A 20,072-nucleotide genomic window follows, 5' to 3' on the forward strand; every position below is an offset into this window, starting at 1 on the left:
GAGGGGATGATGCCCGAACGGTCTGCGCGGGGCATCCGGGTTTCCCGCGCCCCATACGCCACGAACTTCAAGATCGAGTAGTCCGCATCCAGTCCGCATCCAGTCCGCACGAAGTCCGCAGAGACAGCGGAGCACTGTCAGATCTTGACAAGCGTTTCCACAGCTCAGTGGAGATACGTGCAGCTAGATCAACGATCTTGTTTGGACTCGTAATCCGTAGGTCGACGGTTCGATTCCGTCAGGCGGCTCAAGGGAAATGCCCTGGCCGGCGGAGGTGCGGTTCGGGACATCACTTTTATCGATGAAGTCTTCGTGTTGGAGTTTGTGGCTCGGGCCGGCGGGGCTTTCGAAGGCGCCGAGAACAGTGGCGGACATTGGTCGGTCGTCAATCAGGTCTGAGCAGTTCAACGATCAGATTCGACGGCGGACGAGCTGGCCATCACCGCGGCCGGGGTTGACGAGCTGACCGGCCGTCGGCAGGGCCGTTGATGCATGCCTGGGGCCGGGTGCGATGAGCGACCAAAGTCGTCTCAGGTAAGAAGTTCTTGACTGAGACTGTCTTGGCTCGTACGGTCTTGGCATGTCACCTCTCGCTGAACCTGTTCCGTGGCCGCAGCCGTTGCCCGAGGCTTCTCCGCCGGCGGAAATAGCCATCTATCACCTGCCCACTGGGACCTATATGACTCGCGCGGCCCTGGCTTTCCAGGGCGGGTCGTTCGGCGACAAGCGGCGCTTCGCCTCGTCGGCGGTGCTGGTGCAGCACCCGGAGGGCGACCTGCTGATCGATGCGGGCTTCGGCGCTGACGTCGCTGCGCACATCGCCATGCTGCCCCGGTTCGTGCGCGCCCCCTATGAAACGGGTCAGACAGTCAGCAATCAGCTGGACGCCGTCGGCTACGACCGCCGCCGGCTGCTCGGTGTGCTACCGACCCACTCGCACTGGGATCACGTCAGTGGAATCGACGGGCTGCGCGGCACTGCCATCTGGATGAACGCGCACGAACGCCGATACGCGGCCAGCGACCCGGACGGCAAGGTCTACCGCAGCGTGTCGGAGGGTCACCGGATCCACGAGTACGGGTTCGACGACCGGGCGTACCTGGGCTTCGCGTCGAGCTACGACGTGTACGGCGACGGCTCGGTGGTCATCGCCCATGCCGGTGGCCACACCACCGGCTCGGTCATTGTCTTCGTCACCCTGCCCACCGGAAAGAGATACGCCTTCATCGGCGACCTCACTTGGCAGATCGACGGTATCCGCCGTCGCGTCGAACGACCCTGGCTGATGAGCAGACTCGCCGACAGCGATCCCAGGCAGCTCCGGCAAGACCTGGGCCGCGTGATCGCCGTCGAGAGGCTGATGCAGATCGTCCCCGCCCACGACCTCGACTCGTACCAGGGAATCCCGCTGCTGTCCGTAGCGACGGCCGGACCGCACCGATTGATCCAGGCGTCGGACCGTTCTCTTTCCCGTGATCGCGGCAACCGTGTTGAGCCTCCACCCGCAACTTCGACGACAGGGCAATGACAACATGCCAACCGTTCCCGTGTACGAGATGAGCGCTCGCGCCACCGCCGGTCGCGAGGTCTACGCCCGCAATTTCGGAACGGCTCCCGCCGAGGCCGAGCGCATCATGAACGAGCACGCCGGAGCCGCGTACACCCTGGAAGCGTTCGAAGCCGCCGGAGGTCCCGGCTGGCAAGGCCAGAACCTGACCGACCGCGACCGCAGTATCGCCGTCATCACCGCGCTCGTCGCCCAGAATGTGACCGATGGTCGCCTGTCGACCTACCTCTCGCTGGCTCGCCGCACCGGTCTGGACGATGAGGCCCTCACCGAACTGATGGTCCTCCTCACTGCCTATCTCGGACAGCCGTACACCTCGCTGGCGATGGAGGCGGTCCGGCGCCCGGTCAGCCAAGGCGCAGCCATCACCTCAACGGAGCGGCAATCCGAATGTTGACCAGAATCCGCGCGATGTGGGCAGCGGCATTGGTGGCGGGTGGTGTTGCTGTCGCCGGCGTCGTGCCGGCGGCGGCGGCGGTGCGAGTGCGGACACCCTGGAACTGAAACTGGAGGCCGTCCGAGGAAGGAACCTCTGAATCCAGAATTTCTTGCCTGAGAACTTCCTCGGTTATAGTTTCCGCAAGCCGGGCTGACAGCGGTTCAAGCTGCTAGGAGATCGCAAATGACGGACCGTGAGGCGGAGGATCCGGGGCCTAGGCCTTCGCTCGATTCCGAGATCACCTGGCTGCTGCACCGGGCGGCTCAGCACATGCACAACGCCACCGGCGAACAGGCCGAGAAACACGGACTCGTCCTGCGCGAGTACATCGTGCTGAGCGCTCTCGACAAGACCCCCGGCCTCACCCAGGGAGAACTCGGCAAATCCCTGAGCTTGGACAAGACCACCCTGATGAGCCAGCTCGACCGGCTGGAACGCAGAGGTCTGGTGGTTCGCCGTAACGCCCCGACCGACCGCCGTCTACGTATCCCGGTGATAACCGACAGCGGTGAAGCACTACGAGCCAAAGTGGCCGAGGCCAGCGCCGCCGTTGAAGCTTCAGTGCTCGATGGTTTCAGCCAGGACCACATCGCGTCCTTCCGCCAGATGCTCTTCGCCATCATCGGCGACAGTGAGGACCCGGGTTCCTGTTTGTGACGGCCCGCCATGGGCGCGCGTCAAGGTGCGCTGCTATGCGCAAGTCATGCAGCGGCGCGCGAACGGCCGGGCCGCGAGCCGCTGCGCCGGGATCGCCTGGCCGCATCCCTCGCAGATGCCGTAAGTGCCCGCCTCGACCCGCTGTAGCGCCTCGTCGACCTCGGTGATTCGGTCTCGGGTGGCGGTCAGAAGCGCGGTCAGCTGTGCGCGTTCGAAGCCGATCGTCGCGCCTTCCGGATCATGCTCGTCGTCGGCGTTCGAGTCGCGTGATGCCGCGAACAGTCCCTCCAGATCCCGGGCCAGCGTCGCCGCTTCGGCTGCGGCCCTGGCCCGCAGGCGTTCCAGTTCGTCCCGCACGGTTCCGGCACCCACGGAATCAGGGTAGGGGCCAATGGCACGCTGTGGGCGTGGAGTTTCTGTGTTATCACCGTGACCGGGCCGGTTCACTGGCCTTGCGGCAGGAGTTGCTGGAAGAGCATTGGGCCTATATGGATCGGTACGAGGCGGAACTGATCGCTCGTGGGCCGACCTTCGACGGTGGGCGGCTCAGTGGGAGTCTGCACATCGTCGATCTGCCTGATCCGGCCGCTGTCCGGGCTTTCGCCTTCAACGAGCCCGGTTATCAGGCCGGTGCCTATCGGGATGTTCTGGTGCGCCGGTGGCGGAATCTGCTCGGCCGGACCATGTGGGACTTTCCCGGTGGCCGGGCCGGTGGTGATCGGTACCTGGTGCTCGGCTTCGGTTCGGGGCCGGCCGCCGACCTGACCGTGCCGCCGGAGCGGGACGAGCTGATCGCGTACGGGCCGCTGCTGTCCGACGACGGGACGGCGTGGCTGGGTACCGCTCTGCTGGTTCGCGCTTCGGACCCGGACAGTGCTCGTGCGCTGCTGACCCGGGAGCGGTACGCCGATATCGAAGTGCACGCCTGGGAGTTCGGCGGGCGTAGATAGGTCTTCGGCGGTGACCAACCGCATTCGGCCCGGCGGTCGCGGGTCGGTCTGGAGTTCCGCCTGGCTCGCGGGGACCGGGCGGGGCGGGGTGGTGCTTGTGTGGGGCCGTGTGGCGTACCAGACAATGGGGTTGACGTGTCAATTTCCTGTTCTTAGTGTTGACGTGTCAATCCGGGAGGCGTGATGGGGCAGGGTGGCGGGCGGGCGTTGCCGACGCGGGAGCAGTTGCGGGTCTGGCGGGGTTACATCGAGACCGCCGAGATCCTGCGTACGCGACTGGCCGGGCGACTGCAGGGTGAGTCGTCGTTGTCGTCGGGGGACTACCAGGTGCTGCTCGCGCTGAGTGAGGCGGAGCAGCGGACGCTGCGGTCGTCGGCGCTCGCCGTGCAGATCGGGTGGGAGCGCAGCCGGCTGTCGCATCATCTGGGGCGGATGGAGAAACGTGAGCTCATCCGGCGGGTCTCGTGTCCCGACGACATCCACGGCGTCGATGTGATCATGACGGATTCGGGTGCGGAGGCGTTCCGGGCCAGCACGGTGCCGCATCTGCGGGCGATTCGTGAGGTGTTCGTCGACGCGCTCACCGCCGAGCAACTCGCCCACGTCGAGGAGCTGACCGTCGCGCTGCGGCGTCATCTCGATCTTCCGGATTGACCTGTTCTTCCGCGACCGCGCGCTTCGGCCTGAGTGCACCCGCACGGTCCCTTCACCGCTCGTCTTCTGTGAAAGGACCTGTTGTCATGCAGTTCGGCATCTTCGGCGTCGGCGACATCGCGCCCGACCCGGTCACCGGCATTCCCCGCTCCGAGGCGCAGCGCATCCAGGACACCATCCGGGTCGCGAAAGCCGCCGACGAACTGGGCCTGGACGTGTTCGCGGTCGGCGAGCACCACAACCCGCCGTTCGTGGCGTCCAGCCCGCCCGCTCTGCTCGGCTATCTGGCGGCCGAGACCCGGCAGATCCTGCTGTCCACCTCGATCACGCTGATCACCACCAACGACCCGGTGAAGATCGCTGAGGACTACGCGTTCGTGCAGCACCTGGCCCAAGGCCGGCTGGACCTGATGCTGGGGCGCGGGAACACCGCGCCGGTCTATCCGTGGTTCGGGCAGGACATCCGGCAGGGCATTCCGCTCGCCCTGGAGAACTACCACCTGCTGCACCGGCTGTGGCGCGAGGACGTGGTCGACTGGGACGGGCGTTTCCGCACCCCGTTGCAGGGTTTCACCGCGACCCCGAGGCCGTTGGACGGGGTACCGCCGTTCGTGTGGCACGGGGCGATCCGCACTCCGGAGATCGCTGAGCAGGCCGCGTTCCACGGCAACGGCTACTTCGCGAACCACATCCTGGCGCCGAACTTCCACTTCAAGCCGCTGGTGGACTTCTACCGGCAGCGGTTCGAACACTACGGGCACGGCCGGGCCGCGGACGCGATCGTCGGACTCGGCGGGCAGGCGTTCATCGCCCGGAAGTCGCAGGACGCGTACGAGCGGTTCCGTCCGTACTTCGAGAACTACCCGATGTTCCGGGGCAGCCGCCTGGAACAGGTCGCCGAAGCCACCCCGCTGTCGGTCGGGTCGCCGCAGGAGGTCATCGACAAGACGCTCACCTTCCAGGAAGGGTTCGGGGACTACCAGCGGCAACTGTGGGCACTCGACCTCGGCTCGATGCCGGTGGAGGTCGTCCTGGAACAGGTCGAACTGCTCGCCACCGAGGTCGTGCCGGTGCTGCGCAAGGAGATGGACTCCCGCCGGGCACCCGGCGTTCCGGACGCACCGACCCATGCGTCACTGGTGAAGGCGACGTACGGTGACGGACCGTCGCGGCAGGCCCGGCCCCGTCCCAACCGTGGCGACAACACGTCCGGAGCCCTGCCCTACCTGGACAGTGCCGCATGACAGTGGGGTGAGACCTGACCCTTGGACGGGTCATGCCGCGTCCGCGAGTGGTCTGCCGGCGGTGACCCGGGCCCGGCCCGAACGCTTACTGTCGTAGAGCAGCCGGTCGGCGTGTTCGAGCAGTTCCTGGGCGGTCTGCCGGCCGTCCCAGCGGGTCAGGCCGGCGGAGAACGTCTGTCCGTCCGGCGTGAGCGTCTGCAGGTGTTCGACGATCAGAAGCGCTTCAGCGACGGTACGGCCGGTCAGCATCACGCAGAACTCCTCACCACCGTAACGGGCCAGCAGATCGTCGCCGCGCAGCCCGCTGAGCCAGGCCGTGGCGGCGTCGGTCAGCAACTCGTCGCCGGCCTGGTGACCATGGGTGTCGTTGTAACGCTTGAAGTGGTCGAGGTCCAGGAGTGCGACCACCAGCGGCTCACCGGTGGCTGCGGACCGGTCCATGGCGGTCCGCAGGCGCTCGTCCCAGCGGCGCCGGTTGGCCACCCCGGTCAGCGGGTCCTCGTTGACCAGCACCGACAGGTGCCGCGCCTGCTGCTCCACTCTGAGTACGAGACCGGCCATCCGGGCGCTGACCAACAGGAACAGCACGATCGAGCCGACACCCAGGGGCAGCCAGTCATCGGCGATCCGGCCGGTGGCGCCCTGGTGGAGGCTGACGATGGGGGCGAGCAGGATCGCCGCGGTCAACAGGGCCAGGCGTGGGCGTACAAAACCCGGGGGTTGGGGGAGGGGAACCGTGAGCCGCCGCATCGAAGGATGAAGGGCGGCCGCCGCGGACAACACGTTCGCCAGCACGAAGATCACGTCGGCGGGGCCACCCGGCTCGAACGGCACGATCATCAGCAGGACGTCGGAGAAGACCGTCAAGCCCAGCGCGGTGAGCAGCAGACGGTAACTGGCCGTGTGTGCTCCCGGTGTGGTGACCAGGAGTGAGATGAGCGCGAACAGGGCGATGTCACCGGCGGCGACCAGCAGTTGCAGCAGCGAAAGAGAGTCATCGCCGGCCACCAGGGTCCAGAAGAGCACCGCCAGACTGGTAGCGACGATGCCCGCGTCGATGCCGGTGGTCCGGTCGCCGGAGCGGACCCGCCCGCGGATCAGGCCGAACAGGGCGTGCCCCAACAGGGGGTAACCGGCGATCAGGAAGCCCGCGCTGAGCTGTGACCACGGTGCGGTCGCGGTGAGCTGGTCGATGACGGTGTTCGCCAGCCACGCCCCGAGCCCGGCGGCGAACGAGTACCACACCGCAGGCTGGTTCGGCCGGTGCCGGCGAACCCCGGCCACCACGGCGATGACGCAGGACAAGGCGATGATCGGGTACGCGACGAGGTGCCATGCCCCATCGGACGGGAGCAGAGCGTAACCGGCGGCCGCCGCAGTTCCGGCGGTCAGGCACAGCATCCAGGCCGGTGTCGCGGGACGGGACCAGGGATTCGGCACGTTCCTTCATCGGCGGGTCAGCGCCGACCTTGAACGTTCGCGGAGCGCTCGTCGCGCGAGCAGCATGCGCCAGCCGTTCAGGTATGTCAGGGGTGGCACGCCCGCCGCCTGCCGGAACCGTTCGGTGAACGACGTTCGGGACATCGCCGCCGCGTGGGCGAGTTCCACCAGTCGCCAGGGTCGGCCGCCGGTCACTTCGTCCACGAGCTGGCCGGTAGATCGTTGCGGTCGGTCGGCTCCTCGGCCAGGTAATACGACGTCGACGAGGAGTCTGGTTTTCCTCCGGTTCGCTGCCGAGGGCGGAAACAGGCCGTCACGCTACTCGTCGGGGTGGTTTCGAAACCTGCCGGCTTTCGTTTCAGCCGTCGTCGCGGGTCGCCCGCTCGAGATACTCGAGAACGTGCCGGTACGGCACTCCGGCCGCGCGGGACATGCCGATCTCACACGTCCGGTTCAGTGAGGCGTAACCGGTGGTGGGGCGACTCCGGACCTCGGCTGCCTCGCGGCTGCTGGCGGCGGCGGTGAACTCCGGATGCAGCATGCCGCGGTCCCCGGCGAAGGCGCAGCACCCCCAGTCGTCCGGCACGACGACCGTCTCCGCGATGGCCGCGCCGACGGTCCGCAGCGCCGCATCGATCCCCAGCCGGGCCGACGAACAGGTCGGATGCAGTGTCAGCGACGCCATCCGCTGCTGGACGACCAGGTGGGGGAGCAGGTGCTCGGCGGTGAAGACCACCGAGTCGACGACCGTCACCCCGGTCTCCGCGAGTAGGGTGCCGAGGCCCTCGGTGCACGACGACGCGTCACAGACCACGGGAATCGCGCCGTCGCGGGTCGCGGCCCGTAACGCCGTGACGACCCGGGCTGACATCTCGCGGTACCCGGCGGACAGGCCCTTGGACTTCCACGGCGTGCCGCAACACAGCGACGGCAGGCCGTCGGGGACGGCTACCGGGACCCCGGCACGGTCACAGAGCCGCCGGAACGACTCGGCGGCCCCAAGCTCGGCACCCGCGGCACTCGCGGGGCCGAACATCGTGGTGGTGCAGCTGCTGAAGTAGATCGCGGCCGGCGTCGCTCCGGCGGCTTTCGGCTGGTCGGCGATCTGCCGTGGTCGGCCTCCGGCGGGCAGATCCGCCGAGTATTCGGGAACCAGGTCCGTGCCCAGGACACGCCTGCCCCACCTGGTCGCGGTGCGGGGGACCGCGGCCGGAAGGCGGTCCGCGATGGTCAGGGCGGTCGCCGCGACCCGGGTGACGGCTCCCCAGTGGCGGGCAGCGGCCGTACCGGCGGCCTGCGCCAGGGCGGGCTGGCTCTCGGTCCGCAGTCGGCGGACCAGGTCGCCGGTGTCGATGCCCACCGGGCAGACCGTCTGGCACATGCCGTCGACCGCGCACGTCTCGACACCGGCATACCGAAACTGCTCCTGCAACTCGGTGACCAGCGCATGGTCACCGTTCGCCTCGGCGCGCCGCATCTCCCGCCGCAACACGATGCGCTGACGTGGCGTCATCGTCAGGTCCCGGCTGGGGCAGGCGGGTTCGCAGTACCCGCATTCGACACACCTGTCGACCTCCTCCTCGACCACCGGTGTCGTCTTGAGATCGTGCAGGTGAGCCCGGGGATCAGCGGTGATCAGGACACCCGGGTTGAGGATTCCGCGCGGATCGACGAGTTGCTTGAGGTCCTGCATGATCGAGTACAGCTCGTCGCCGTACTGACGGCGCACGAACGGGGCCATCATCCGGCCGGTGCCGTGTTCGGCTTTCAGGGTGCCGCCCTGGCCGAGCACCAGATCCACCAGCTCCTCGGTGAACCTGGCGTAACGGTCGACCGACGTGAACCGCTCGTTGATCATGAAGTGGATGTTGCCGTCCTTGGCGTGACCGAAGATGACGCCGTCGTCGTAGCCGAACTCGGTGAACAGGCGCGACAGGCCGGCGCAGGTGGCGTCGAGACGGTCGATCGGCACCGCGACGTCCTCGAGCAGGGCGGTGGTGCCTGGCGGCCGGGCCTCGGCGACCAGCGTGTACAGGCCTTTCCGGATGTGCCACAACTGGCCGCGGCGGGTGGCGTCGGTGCTCAGCGCCGCCGGGGTGACCAGCGGCAGACGGTCGAGCAGAGCCACCACGCCGGCCAGCCGATCGGCCAGGGACTCGGCGGTGGTCTCCTGAAACTCCACCAGGAGCGCGGCGTGCCGGTCGACGTCGAGTCGCAGCAGGTCGGCGGTCGCTTTCGGGTCGCGCTGGGCGACCCGGAGGCTGGTGGAGTCCAGCAGCTCGATGGCGGCGAAACCCGCGTCGACCAGGTCCGGCAGCACCTTGGTGGCGGCGGCGAGATCGGCGAAGACCAGCAGCGCCGTGGCCAGGTGGGTGCGCGCAACGCGACGGTGCGGAAGGTCGCCTCCGCGACGAACGCGAGTGTGCCCTCGCTGCCGACCACCAGCCGCAGCAGGATGTCGAGAGGGCGGTCGAAGTCGAGGAACGAGTTCAGTCCGTAGCCCACGGTGTTCTTGATCGACCACAGGCGCTGGATGGTCCGCACCGACTCGGCGTCACCGCGGATCCGGTCGCGGAGCTCGAGGAGGCCGTGATGGATGTCCGGCTCCCGGTCGAGCAGCAGCTGGTGCGCGTCCGGGTGTGCGGTGTCGAGCACCGTGCCGCTCGGTAGGACCAGCGTCGCCGACTCCAGGGTGCGGTAGGTGTTCTCGGTCGTCCCGCAGAGCATTCCGGAGGAGTTGTTCGCGACGACACCGCCGACGGTGCAGGCGATCTCGCTGGCCGGGTCGGGACCGAGTCTCCGCCCGTACCGAAAGAGCCTGGTGTTGACCTGCCGCACGGTGGCACCGGGCTGTGCCGAGACCGTCGCCCCGTCGTCGTGGACCTGGATCGCCCGGAAGTGCCGCCGGGTGTCGGCGAGTTGATCGTCGGTCACGCCCTGCCCGGACAGGCTGGTGCCACCGGACCGGAACGTCACCGCCCGCCGCGTCTCCTTCAGCAGCGCGGCGACCTCCGTGACGTCCGCCGGGACGATGACACTCCGTGGCACCAGGGCGAAGTGCGAGGCGTCATGGGCGTAGGCGAGACGGTCCAGATGCCGCTCGGTGACAGTCATGGCGGTTACCGCCCGGCGATTTGACGGCGTCGCTCGGTCATGTCGGCTCGGGCGAGGTCGGCGTCGTGGGGTCGCGAGGTGTCGCCCTCCGCGAGGATCACTTGATCCTTGGCCGGGTCGCTGGTTGCTGACACCTGGGAGCGGAGGCCGTCCAGTAGTAGGTCGAGGCCGGTCAGGAACTGGTCGCGGTCGTCGTGGTTGCCCAGGTCGGCGGCGATGCCGGTCACGAACGGGAACGTCTGTGGGTCGAGGGCCGCCCATTGTTGGGCCTCCTGCCGGAGCAGGTCGTCGCGGGTGGTGCCGGGGGCGGCGGCCGACGCGCGGCCGGCGTCCTGGGCGGTGACGCTGGTGAGGTAGATGAAGATCGCAGTGGCTACCGCGAAGTGCCGGCCGGCGGGCAGCTGCGTCTCGGCGAGCAGGCCGCCGATGCGCTCCAGCAGCAGCATCGTGTGGGGCATCGTGTGGACCGCGGTGACGTGTGGGGCCGCCCAGGTGTGCAGGTCCAGGGTGTCGTAAACGGCCAGCGCGAGCGCGCGGATTCGAGTCTCCGCGTCGGTGCCGGGCTCGGCGCTCAGGCCGGCTAGAGCGGTGCCGATCACCTGATCGGTGGCCATGGTGACCAGCTCGTCCTTGTTCGCCACATGCCAGTACACCGCGCCGGCTCCGGTCTGGAGCTTCTCGGTGAGCAGTTTGAAGGTCAGGCCGCGTTCGCCGTGCTCGTCGAGCAGTTCGATGGCGGCGTGGACGACGACGTCCCGGGAGAGGCGGCCCCGGCTCCTGGTTGGCGGCATGTCCCCATCTTGACACGTTCTGGAACGGCATTCCATACTGCGTGCGTAATGGAATGGCATTCCAGTTGGAGGTAGCGATGAGTGCCGGTGTGCTGGATGACATGCGCGAGAAACCGCATGCGACCTCGCTGCGAGCCGTCTGGCCCGCGATCCTCGGGCTGGCGGTCGTCTTCCTGGTGGAGATGCTCGACAACTCCGTACTCAACGTGGCCCTGCCGACCATCGCGCGGGAGCTGCACGCCTCCACGACGGCCTTGCAGTGGATCACCTCGGGCTACTCGCTGCTGTTCGGCGGCCTGATGGTCGCGTTCGGCGCGATCGCCGACCGGTACGGCACTCGCAAGATCATGCTGATCGGCCTGGCCCTGTTCGCCCTCGCCAACTTCGCCGTACTGTTCGTGACCACACCCGGTCAGCTCATCGCCGTCCGGGCCGCGATCGGCGTCACCGCCGCGATGACCGCACCCGGCACCATGGCACTCTGCTTCCGCCTGTTCGACCAGGAGAACCTGCTGATGCGGGCCACCTCACTGATCGCCACGGTCGGGCTGACCGGCATGGCGATCGGCCCGACCGTCGGCGGCCTGGTCCTGCAGATCGCACCCTGGCAGACGCTGCTCGTGATGAACGTGCCGATCGCACTGCTCGCCATCGGCTGCATCCGGTTCGGCATCCCCGCCGACGATCCGGCCAAGCGCAATCGCTCACCGCTGGACCTGCCCGGCGCCCTGCTCGGCACCGTCACGATCGTCCTCGCCCTGTGGACCGCCACCCTCGCCGTCGAGGACGGCTGGCACAGCGCCACCCCGTGGCTGGCCGGCGCCGGTGCGGTGCTCGCCGCCGTCGCGTTCGTCGTCCGCGAGCGCCGCACCGCCCACCCGATGTTCGACTTCCAGCTGCTCAAGCGCCCGGCCGTGTCCGCCAGCCTCGCCTACGAGGCGGCACTCGGTCTCGGCATGGCCGTCATCGGTTTCACCGTCACCCTGCAACTGCAACTCGTCTGGGGCTGGTCCCCGGCCCAGGCCGCCCTCGGCAACCTTCCGCAGGTGATCGTGCTGCTCGCGGTTGGCCCGTTCGTCGAGAAGTTCGTCGACCGGCTCGGCACCCACCGTGCCGGGGTCCTCGGCGCCTGCTCGTTCCTGGCCGGCCTGCTCGTCTACGGTGTCCTCGGCCACCTGCACTACGGGTGGATCGCGATCGCCCTCGCGCTGACCGCCGCCGGCATGCGCGTCGTCGCCACCATCGCCGGTGTCACCGTGATGCGCGGCCTGCCCGAGGACCAGACCACGATCGGCGCCGCGATGAGCGACACCAGCCAGGAAGTCGCCAGCAGCGTCGGCATGGCCGTCACCGGCACCATCGTCGCCGCAGCCCTCGGCGGTTCCCTGATCACCGCGGGCGCCACCGCGACCGGCGCCCACACCTTCGAACACGCGGTCACCACGGCGACCCTGATCCTCACCGCCCTCTGCGCGGCACTGATCTTCTGGGCGGCCCGCCGCAGCGCCGAGGCCTGAGCCCCGGCGCCAGGCCGGGAGGCGGCTGGTCGTCGCGGTGCGGGCCGGGGGTCAGCCGAGTTTCAGTAGTAGGGCGGCCAGCTCTTCGGGGACTGTGATCATGCAGTCGTGGCCTGCGGTCAGTTCCCAGACCTGGCCCTGGGTCACCGGGCGACGGTCGAAGCCTTCGGGTTCCTCGCCGACGCAGTGGATGTGGGTTCGGGGGATCGCCGCCGCCACCGGGTCGACCAGCCGGACCGGTTCGGTGAGGCAGCGGACCGGCTGGTCGCCGAGCATGGTGCGGACCCAGGCCACGTCCGCCGGGTCGGTGACGCCGAACAGGCTGAACGGCGGGATGCGCCACGGCTCGGCGCTGTCGGCGGCCTGGTCGATCAAGGTTCTCGTCACCGGCATGACGTCGGTGCCGCTCTCGCCGTCGACCGGCACCATCGCGTCCAGGAAGACCAACTCGGCGATGCGGTCGGGGACCCGTTCGGCGACGGCGGAGATCACCATTCCGGCGTAGCTGTGCCCGACGAGGACCACACCGGTCAGGTCTTCCGCCAGGATCAGCGCGACGATGTCGTCGACGTGGGTGCCCAGCCCGACGTCGGGGCCGAGCAGGTGACGCTTGTCGCCGTACCCGGTCAGGGTCGGCGTGCACACCCGGTGCCCGGCCCCGCCCAGCAACGGAACCACCCGGGCCCAGCTCTGCCCACTGTGCCAGGCGCCGTGCACCAGCAGATACGTCGTACTCATGAGGAAATCTCCCGATCAGATTGGGGATGCTGCGGAATGATCCTCGGGCACCTCGGGTTGACCGGGCAATCAGGCACTATTTTGTGCCCCGGTTCCCTGGAGGTGACCATCGTGAGCCAGCCATCACGTGCGGGCGGATGCAAGGCCATCGTCGCCACTAAATGGATGCTGATCCTGTTGCACGATCTGCTTCCCGGGCCGCGCCGGTTCACCGAACTCAAACGCGACCTGGACGGCATCAGCCAGCGCATGCTCACCGCCACGCTGCGCAGCCTGGAACGGGACGGGCTGCTGACCCGCACCGTCCACAACGCGATGCCACCGCACGTCAGTTACGCCCTGACGCCGATGGGCCGCGAGATGCTGGCGGCCGCCGAGCCGTTGATGGCGTGGAGCACCGGCAATCTGCCCGAGATCCAGGCCGCCCGTGCCGACTACGACCACCGGGCCGGGACGGAACAAAACCCCTGAGTCCTCGGTACGATCCGGCTTCCGATCGATGCGTCGCGGGGGACCTTTCGTGAAACGTACGCTGCTGCTCCTGCTCGTTCTTGCTGTCGGCGGGGTCTGGCTGCTCGCCGGGGCCGGGCCGGAACCGCGCCGGGAGCAGGTGGTCTCCGCCGGTGTTCCGCTGGAAGAGGTGCATCCGGCCGGGGCCGGGCCGCATCCGGGAGTCGTCGTCGCGCACGGGTTCTCCGGGTCGGCACGGCTGATGGAACCGTTCGGGGACAGCCTGGCCGCCCGCGGCTACGTGGTGGTCCTGCTCGACTTCGCCGGGCACGGGGCCAACACCGGACCGCTGCCGGATCAGACCGCGGGCACCGACGAGTCCACCCGGGTCCTGCAACACGACCTGGACGTGGCGCTGGCCCACCTGCGGTCGCTGCCCGATGTGGACCCCGCCAGAATCGCGATGGTCGGGCATTCGATGGGCGCGGGTGCGGTCACCCGGTACGCGGCCGATCACCCGGATGTCACCGCGACCGTGGCGATCTCCCTGCCGGGCGCGGGCGCCGCCTCCCCTCAGGGCCCGGCGCGGCTGCTCGCCATCGTGGGCGGGCTGGAGTTCCCCGGTTTCCGCTCGGCCGCCACGACCGTCACTGATCAGCGCGACGACCGTGCGCTCCGCGTCATCCCGGGCGTCGAGCACATCACCGTCCTGTATGCGCCGGAGACTCACCGGCAGACGGTGGCCTGGCTGGACAGCGCGTTCGGCCTGCCGGGCGACGCCGCGATCCCGTTCCCGGCCAGGCGGCTGTTCGGGGCGGCGCTGCTGGTGCTGGCCTTCCTGATCGGGTTCCACCCGCTCACCGCGTTGCTCTCCGGCCGGGCTGCCAGCCCGAGGAGCCGGGCTGCCGGCCCGCGCCCAGGAGCGCCGGGGATGCCCCGGCTCGGGATGACGGTGCTGGTCAGCGGAGTCGCGGCGGTGGCCGGGGTGGTGGTGGCCCGGTTCCTGCCGACCACCGATCTGCCCATCGCGATCGCCGGGTACGTCATCGGCTACGCCACCGTCACGGGGGCACTGCTCCTGCTGTACGGGGTCAGGCGTCCCGAGTCCCCGGCGGTCAGCAGTCTGCGGCTGTTGCCGGTCGTGCCCTACGCGATCGTCGCCATCGCCGTACCCGTGCATCTGGGGTTGACCCATGCCGTGCCGGTCGGCGACCGCTGGTGGCTGCTTCTGATCATGTGGGCCGCCTTCGCCCTGATCTCCTACGCGGCCGAACGGATCGCCGCCGGTTCCACAGTGCTCCTGCTGGCGATCTCGGCGGTATTCGTGGTCGTCCTGGCCGCCGCGGCCGTCGCCGGACTGGTCAGCAGTTTTGTGGTCCTCGCCCTGTTCCCGCTGGTCGGGCTGTTCCTCTGGCAGGCGTTGTGGAGCGCGATCCTGCACCGGTTCGCGGCGCCGGCCTGGCTGATCGCCCTGACCGGCGCCGTCGTCCTGTCCTGGCCGCTGGCCGTCACACTGCCGCTGGTGAGTTCCTGACCGGCAGGTGGCCGCCGTGTGAGTCGGCCAGGGCCTGCGCCACGGTCACCGCGTCGGCGTCGGCGATGTCGGCCGGGTACTCCGGCAGCAGGTCGTCCCACACCACCAGCCACGATCCCCACATCTGCGCCTGCCCCTGAGGCCGGGCGAAGAACCACACGTGCAGGTGCGCCGCCCCGTCCCCGAACCGGTAGACGTGCGACCGGGTGATGTGCGGCAGCGCCTGCACGTGACGCGCGATCCTGGTGGTCAGCAGCCCCAGTTCGGCGGCGAGTTCGTCGGGCAGATCCTCGAGGTCGTAGTGATCACGCGGATGCAGCATCAGCACCAGCGGCACCCCGACCCCGCCGACCCGGGTCAGCCGCCACCGCTCGTTCAGCCAGATGCCCTGGTCCCGGTTCCGGCAGCTGCCGCAGTCCGCCGGATCCTCGCCGTGCCGGTCGGGTTCCGGCAGCACCGGCGGCCGCAACGGGGTGACCCGCAGCCCGTCCTGTTCGAACGGGCTGATCTCCCACATCGTCATCCGGGCGAGTGGCAGCCGCCGCTCGCTGTCGGTCACGGTGAGGGCGTGGTCGTGGAACTGTTCGGGGCTCAACGGCATGGCCGGAAGGATAAACCGCGCGGGCCGGCTGCCGATGGTCCTGGTGTCGAGAAGTCGTCACCTGATCGCTGGGAGTGCTCCGTGGTGCAGCAGCCGCCGTCCTCGGCCAAGCCGACGGCCGCCTTCGTCGGGGCTTCCTGGGCGGCTCTCGCCCTGGGCATCCTGGCGTTCGTGGTGGGTCTGTGGAACGCCACGATGGACCGCTCCGAGAAGGGCTTCTACGGAGCGGTCCTGGTCCTCGGCCTGTTCGCCGCCGTCTCCCTGCAGAAGTCGGTGCGGGACCGCACCGAGGGCCTGCCGGTCTCGGTGCTGTACCTCGGCCTGTCCTGGTCGGTGGTCGGCATCGCCGTGATCATGCTGGTGGTCGGCCTGTGGAACAGCGGCCTGGAACTGAGCGAGAAGGGCTTCTACGGCCTCGCGTTCGCGATGACCCTGTTCGCGGCGGTCGCCGTGCAGAAGAACGTGCGCGACAACCTGCAGCACCAGGCGGCGCCGGAGCCTTACCGGGCCCGGGGCAACGGCATCACCGATCTGCCCTGACGGTCCAGGGCGAAACTCACCGCCGCCAGCAGTAGACCCGCGACGCTGAGGATCACGCCGGTCCACGCGGGCGCGAGGTAGCCGAACCCGCGGGCGATCACCAGACCGCCGAGGGCCGCGCCGATGCTGTTGGCGACGTTCATCGCCGACTGGTTGACCGCGGCGCCCATCAGCTGGGCGCCGGGCGCCACCGTGATCAGCCGGGCCTGCAGTGCCGGGCCGAGGAACAGGCTGGTGCCGCCGACCAGGAACGCGCCGACGAACAGCCCGGCCGTGGTCGACGCGAACAGGGCGAAGAACAGGATCGCGAAGATCACCGCGGTGAAGCCGATCAGCAGCGCCCGCCGCAGGTCCCGGTCGGCGAACCAGCCGCCGAGTGCGTTGCCGATGGTCATGCCGAGACCGAAGGCCACCAGCACCCACGGCACCGTGCCCGCCCCGAATCCGGCGACCTCGGTGGTGACCGGGGCGATGTAGCTGTTGACCGCGAAGAAGCCGGCGAACCCGATCGCCGCGGTGGCCGCCACCAGCCACACCTGCGGACGGGCCAGGATTCGCAACTCGGCACGGGCCGACCCGGACGCGGCGGCGGGTACCTCGGGCACACTCGCGGCCACCGCGAGCAGCGTCAGGACGAAGACCCCGGCGATCACCGCGTACGAGACGCGCCAGCCGGCGTTCTGTCCGAGACTGGTCATCGCGGGGACGCCGATGAGGTTGGCGATGGTCAGGCCACCGAGTACCACCGCGTACCCGCGCGCCTCCTTGCCCTTGCCCATCAGCGACGCGGCCAGCAGGCCGGCGGCACCGAAGTAGGCGCCGTGCGGCAGCGCCGCGACGAACCGCGCGACCAGGACCAGGCCGAACGTGGGGGCCAGGGCGGAGGCGGCGGTTCCGGCGGCGAACAGCACGAGAAGAATGAGGACCAGGCGCTTGCGGCGCCAGCGTGCGGTCAGCGCGGCGATCAGCGGTGCACCGGCGACGACACCGAGGGCGTACGCGGTGATGGTCCAGCCCGCATGCGCGACCTCGCCGGCGGAGGTGCCGCCGAGCAGGTCACGGGCGATGTCCGGCAGCAGTCCCATGGCGACGAACTCGGTCAGGCCGATGGCGACGCCGCCGAGTGCGAGGGCGAACAGCGCGGTCCAGCGGTGGCGGGCGGTGAGGTGCTCCATGATCCGGGACTTTAGCAACGCCGTTGCAAAACCCTCCAGCTAAGGTGACCGGGTGCACCAGACCTTCCTCCGCAGCTACAACGAAGCCTTGGTGCTCGCCCTGGCTCGGGCCACCCCCACCTTCGAACGCGGCGACGTCGCCAAAGCCACCGGCCTCACCCCGCAGGCCGTCTCCAAAGTCCTGGCCCGCCTGCTCGACGACGGGGTCGTCGTCTCCGCCGGAGAGCGCCGCCCCGCCACCGGCCGCGCCGCCGCCGTCTACGAACTGGTGCCCGGCAGCCGCCACGCCATCGGCGCGCACGTCTCCCGCCGCAGCCTGCGCCTGGCCCTGACCGACCTGGCCGGCACCGTCCTCGACGCGTCGGTCACCCCGCTGCCCGGCGACTTCACCCCCGGCCAGCTCGTCGACGCCCTCACCGAGCAGGTCAAACTCCTGCGCAACGGCCACGACCGGCTCACCGGCGTCGGCATCGGCATGATCGGCCCGCTCGACCACGCCGCCGGCACCGTCCGCGACGCCCACCGGCTGCGCCACTGGCACGACGTCCCGCTCGCGGCCCTCGCGCACCGGGCTCTCGGCCTGCCCGTGCACCTGGACAAGGACGCCACCGCCGGAGTCACCGCCGAAGCGTGGCGGCGCGGCCCCGGTTTCCGCGACGCCGCCCTGATCATGGTCGAGTCCGGTGTCGGCGCCGGCCTGTGGCTCAACGGCACCGCCCACCGCGGCACGCACACCAATGCCGGCGAGTTCGGCCACTCGGTGATCCAGCTCGACGGCCCGCCGTGCGTGTGCGGCCGGCACGGCTGCCTGGAAGCCATGCACGACCAGGCGATCAAGGCCGGCGACGTCGACCTGGCCGCCCGGATCCTCGGGATCGGCATCGTCAACCTGCTGCAGACCCTCGACCTCGGGCACGTCGTGCTGGCCGGAACCGACCTGCTCCGGCACGGTCCGGTCTACCTCGACACGATCACCCGGGCGGTCCGCACCCAGGTGCCGCGCGCCGACTGGCTCACCGTCGACGTGTCGCTGTCCGCGCTCGGCGCCGACGCGATAGCCGCCGGAGCGGCCATGCAGATCCTGGACGCCCGCTACGGAGTCCCCGGCCTGACCGCCTGACCAAGCCCGGTAGCGTGCTGATCATGAGTAGCTTCACCCGCGCGGAGATCGAACAGCAGCCGGCCATGTGGCGGGCCACCCGTGACGTGGTGGCCGACCGGCGGATCGAAATCGGTCCCGGCACGCGGGTGGTGCTGACCGGGGCCGGGACCTCGGCGTACGCCGGTGAACTGCTCGCCCCGGAACTGAGCCGCATCCTCGTACGCCCGATCGAGGCCATCGCGACCACCGACATCGTCGCGGACCCCGCGACGGTGACCATCGGTGACCGCCCGTTGTTGCTGGTGTCCTTCGCCCGCAGCGGCAACAGCCCCGAATCGCTCGCCGCCGTCGCGCTCGCCCCACACGCCCGCCACCTGATCATCACCTGCAACGCCGACGGCGAACTGGCCCGCCGCTACCGGGCTGCCGACAACGCCGACGTGATCGTGCTGCCGCCGGAGACCAACGACCGCGGTTTCGCCATGACCTCGTCGTTCACCAGCATGATCCTGGCCGCCTACCTGCTGCTCGCCGGCTCCTCTCCGACCGCCGTCGACGACCTCGCCGCCTCCGCGGAGTCGGTGCTCGCCGCGGCCGGCACCATCACCGAAGCGGTCACCGCGCTCCGCCCCGACCGTATCGTCTACCTCGGATCGGGCGGTCTGAAAGGGCTCGCGCACGAGGCCGCCCTGAAATGTCTCGAACTCACCGCCGGTGACATCCCGGCCCTGGGGGAGTCCACGCTCGCGTTCCGGCACGGCCCCAAATCGGTGCTGACCCCGCAGACGCTCGCGATCGTCTTCGCCTCCGGCGACGCCTACCGGCGTGCTTACGACCTCGATCTGGTACGGGAACTCACGGTCACGCTGGGTCCCGAACGAGTGATCGTGATCAGCTCCACCCCGCCGGAAGCCGCCGCCACCCACTGGCCGGTCCCGCGCCCCGACGGCCTCCCCGACGTCCTGTGGGCACTGGCCGCGGTGATCCCGGCCCAGCTCACCGCCTTGACATGCTCGCTGAACCTCGGCCACACCCCCGACAACCCGTTCCCCGGCGGCGAGGTCAACCGGGTGGTCCAGGGAGTCACCATCCACCCGTTCTGAGACACGCCGTGGCACCATCGTCGCCATGGCAACGTATGAGGTCGCGGTGATTCTCCTCGTCGATTCCTCGGGTGCGGTGCTGATGCAGCACCGCGACGACCGGACACCGGTCTCACCGAATCAGTGGGGCCTGCCGGGCGGCCACGTCGAGCCCGGCGAGACCCCGGAACAGGCGGCACACCGCGAGCTGCTGGAGGAGTCCGGCCTGACGGTGCCCGAGCTGCGCGAGTTCTGGAGCGGCCCGCGCCCGTACGAGCCCGGTTTCCCGCACACCGTCACCGTCCACGCCTTCCACGGCACCACCGACGCCCGGCAGCAGGATGTGGTCCTCGGCGAGGGCCGCGCGATGGTCTTCGTCCCCCGCGACGAGGTCCTCGATCGCGATCTCGGCGTGACAGCGGCCGCCATCCTGCCGCTCCACCTCGGCAACGCCTAGGAGGGCCGATGACCTACCCT

At 69.4% G+C, this 20,072-nt stretch carries 21 protein-coding genes, 1 tRNA gene and 1 pseudogene; 14 read left to right on the forward strand and 9 right to left on the reverse strand.

From position 1 onward, the window contains the following. The first annotated feature begins 161 nt into the window (after window positions 1–161). From BLU81_RS47565 to BLU81_RS03705, 4 genes are all read left to right on the forward strand, one after another. Window positions 162–245: transfer RNA gene (locus BLU81_RS47565), tRNA-Thr, on the forward strand. Between the two features lie 335 nt (window positions 246–580). Next, a complete protein-coding gene (locus BLU81_RS03695) occupies window positions 581–1,528 on the forward strand; it encodes an MBL fold metallo-hydrolase (RefSeq protein WP_092541598.1) in 948 nt (315 codons plus the stop codon). 28 nt (window positions 1,529–1,556) lie between these two features. Next, window positions 1,557–1,964 carry a carboxymuconolactone decarboxylase family protein gene (locus tag BLU81_RS03700; RefSeq protein ID WP_092556555.1) on the forward strand — a complete coding sequence of 136 codons (408 nt, stop codon included), beginning with the start codon at window positions 1,557–1,559 and terminating at the stop codon, window positions 1,962–1,964. Between the two features lie 225 nt (window positions 1,965–2,189). Beyond that, entirely contained in the window at window positions 2,190–2,663 is a 474-nt protein-coding gene (locus BLU81_RS03705) for a MarR family winged helix-turn-helix transcriptional regulator (protein WP_231954099.1), read from the forward strand. Between the two features lie 33 nt (window positions 2,664–2,696). Here the strand turns inward: BLU81_RS03705 and BLU81_RS03710 are convergent, their stop codons facing one another. Then, the gene (locus BLU81_RS03710; protein WP_231954101.1) at window positions 2,697–3,035 is read right to left on the reverse strand and encodes a TraR/DksA family transcriptional regulator; all 339 of its coding nucleotides are present in this window, start codon (window positions 3,033–3,035) and stop codon (window positions 2,697–2,699) included. Between the two features lie 35 nt (window positions 3,036–3,070). Between BLU81_RS03710 and BLU81_RS03715 the strand changes: the two genes are divergently transcribed. The 3 genes from BLU81_RS03715 to BLU81_RS03725 all read left to right on the forward strand — a co-directional run bounded on the left by BLU81_RS03715 (window position 3,071) and on the right by BLU81_RS03725 (window position 5,511). After that, the gene (locus tag BLU81_RS03715; RefSeq protein ID WP_092541600.1) at window positions 3,071–3,613 is read left to right on the forward strand and encodes a YciI family protein; all 543 of its coding nucleotides are present in this window, start codon (window positions 3,071–3,073) and stop codon (window positions 3,611–3,613) included. Window positions 3,614–3,796: 183 nt separating this feature from the next. After that, window positions 3,797–4,267: a MarR family winged helix-turn-helix transcriptional regulator gene (locus BLU81_RS03720; protein WP_092541602.1), complete on the forward strand. Its 471-nt coding sequence runs from the start codon at window positions 3,797–3,799 to the stop codon at window positions 4,265–4,267. Between the two features lie 86 nt (window positions 4,268–4,353). Continuing rightward, window positions 4,354–5,511, forward strand: a complete 1,158-nt coding sequence (locus tag BLU81_RS03725; RefSeq protein WP_092541604.1) for a CE1758 family FMN-dependent luciferase-like monooxygenase — start codon at window positions 4,354–4,356, stop codon at window positions 5,509–5,511. Between the two features lie 30 nt (window positions 5,512–5,541). Here the strand turns inward: BLU81_RS03725 and BLU81_RS03730 are convergent, their stop codons facing one another. The 5 genes and pseudogenes from BLU81_RS03730 to BLU81_RS03745 form a co-directional block, all read right to left on the reverse strand. Next, the gene (locus tag BLU81_RS03730; RefSeq protein ID WP_157751193.1) at window positions 5,542–6,951 is read right to left on the reverse strand and encodes a GGDEF domain-containing protein; all 1,410 of its coding nucleotides are present in this window, start codon (window positions 6,949–6,951) and stop codon (window positions 5,542–5,544) included. Window positions 6,952–6,957: 6 nt separating this feature from the next. Beyond that, window positions 6,958–7,155 carry a helix-turn-helix domain-containing protein gene (locus BLU81_RS03735; protein WP_092541608.1) on the reverse strand — a complete coding sequence of 66 codons (198 nt, stop codon included), beginning with the start codon at window positions 7,153–7,155 and terminating at the stop codon, window positions 6,958–6,960. A gap of 154 nt (window positions 7,156–7,309) precedes the next feature. Beyond that, window positions 7,310–9,271, reverse strand: a complete 1,962-nt coding sequence (locus BLU81_RS03740; RefSeq protein WP_231954106.1) for an FAD-binding and (Fe-S)-binding domain-containing protein — start codon at window positions 9,269–9,271, stop codon at window positions 7,310–7,312. A gap of 383 nt (window positions 9,272–9,654) precedes the next feature. Further along, window positions 9,655–10,065, reverse strand: a pseudogene (locus tag BLU81_RS50235) (FAD-binding oxidoreductase); the annotation flags it as partial. Between the two features lie 5 nt (window positions 10,066–10,070). Next, window positions 10,071–10,856 carry a TetR/AcrR family transcriptional regulator gene (locus BLU81_RS03745; protein WP_172890486.1) on the reverse strand — a complete coding sequence of 262 codons (786 nt, stop codon included), beginning with the start codon at window positions 10,854–10,856 and terminating at the stop codon, window positions 10,071–10,073. 77 nt (window positions 10,857–10,933) lie between these two features. Here BLU81_RS03745 and BLU81_RS03750 point away from each other — a divergent pair, with 77 nt between their 5' ends. Then, window positions 10,934–12,373, forward strand: a complete 1,440-nt coding sequence (locus BLU81_RS03750; protein ID WP_092541612.1) for an MFS transporter — start codon at window positions 10,934–10,936, stop codon at window positions 12,371–12,373. A 51-nt stretch (window positions 12,374–12,424) separates the two neighbouring features. Here BLU81_RS03750 and BLU81_RS03755 read toward each other — a convergent pair whose 3' ends face one another. Beyond that, a complete protein-coding gene (locus BLU81_RS03755; protein ID WP_092541614.1) occupies window positions 12,425–13,111 on the reverse strand; it encodes an alpha/beta fold hydrolase in 687 nt (228 codons plus the stop codon). Between the two features lie 111 nt (window positions 13,112–13,222). On the opposite strand from BLU81_RS03755, the gene BLU81_RS03760 reads away from it, so the two are divergent. Next, the gene (locus BLU81_RS03760) at window positions 13,223–13,582 is read left to right on the forward strand and encodes a winged helix-turn-helix transcriptional regulator (protein WP_231954108.1); all 360 of its coding nucleotides are present in this window, start codon (window positions 13,223–13,225) and stop codon (window positions 13,580–13,582) included. 49 nt (window positions 13,583–13,631) lie between these two features. After that, window positions 13,632–15,095: a dienelactone hydrolase family protein gene (locus BLU81_RS03765; protein ID WP_172890487.1), complete on the forward strand. Its 1,464-nt coding sequence runs from the start codon at window positions 13,632–13,634 to the stop codon at window positions 15,093–15,095. Here BLU81_RS03765 and BLU81_RS03770 read toward each other — a convergent pair. After that, window positions 15,070–15,696 carry a hypothetical protein gene (locus BLU81_RS03770; protein ID WP_092541620.1) on the reverse strand — a complete coding sequence of 209 codons (627 nt, stop codon included), beginning with the start codon at window positions 15,694–15,696 and terminating at the stop codon, window positions 15,070–15,072. The genes BLU81_RS03765 and BLU81_RS03770 overlap by 26 nt on opposite strands. Window positions 15,697–15,777: 81 nt before the next feature. On the opposite strand from BLU81_RS03770, the gene yiaA reads away from it, so the two are divergent. After that, window positions 15,778–16,236 carry an inner membrane protein YiaA gene (yiaA, locus tag BLU81_RS03775; RefSeq protein WP_092541622.1) on the forward strand — a complete coding sequence of 153 codons (459 nt, stop codon included), beginning with the start codon at window positions 15,778–15,780 and terminating at the stop codon, window positions 16,234–16,236. On the opposite strand, the gene BLU81_RS03780 is transcribed toward yiaA, so the two are convergent. Continuing rightward, window positions 16,197–17,411 (reverse strand): MFS transporter, encoded by a 1,215-nt coding sequence (locus BLU81_RS03780; RefSeq protein WP_092541624.1) that lies wholly within the window; start codon window positions 17,409–17,411, stop codon window positions 16,197–16,199. The genes yiaA and BLU81_RS03780 overlap by 40 nt on opposite strands. 52 nt (window positions 17,412–17,463) lie before the next feature. Here BLU81_RS03780 and BLU81_RS03785 point away from each other — a divergent pair, with 52 nt between their 5' ends. The 3 genes from BLU81_RS03785 to BLU81_RS03795 are packed head-to-tail and all read left to right on the forward strand — an operon-like array spanning window position 17,464 to window position 20,052. Further along, on the forward strand, window positions 17,464–18,531 hold the full coding sequence (locus tag BLU81_RS03785; protein ID WP_092541626.1) for an ROK family transcriptional regulator: 1,068 nt from the start codon (window positions 17,464–17,466) through the stop codon (window positions 18,529–18,531). Between the two features lie 23 nt (window positions 18,532–18,554). After that, window positions 18,555–19,616, forward strand: coding sequence for an SIS domain-containing protein (locus tag BLU81_RS03790; protein ID WP_092556560.1), 1,062 nt, complete (start codon window positions 18,555–18,557; stop codon window positions 19,614–19,616). Window positions 19,617–19,641: 25 nt separating this feature from the next. Then, window positions 19,642–20,052 carry an NUDIX hydrolase gene (locus BLU81_RS03795; RefSeq protein WP_092541628.1) on the forward strand — a complete coding sequence of 137 codons (411 nt, stop codon included), beginning with the start codon at window positions 19,642–19,644 and terminating at the stop codon, window positions 20,050–20,052. Window positions 20,053–20,072 lie beyond the last annotated feature (20 nt).

The sequence above is a fragment of the Actinoplanes derwentensis genome, from assembly GCF_900104725.1.
Lineage (GTDB): Bacteria > Actinomycetota > Actinomycetes > Mycobacteriales > Micromonosporaceae > Actinoplanes > Actinoplanes derwentensis.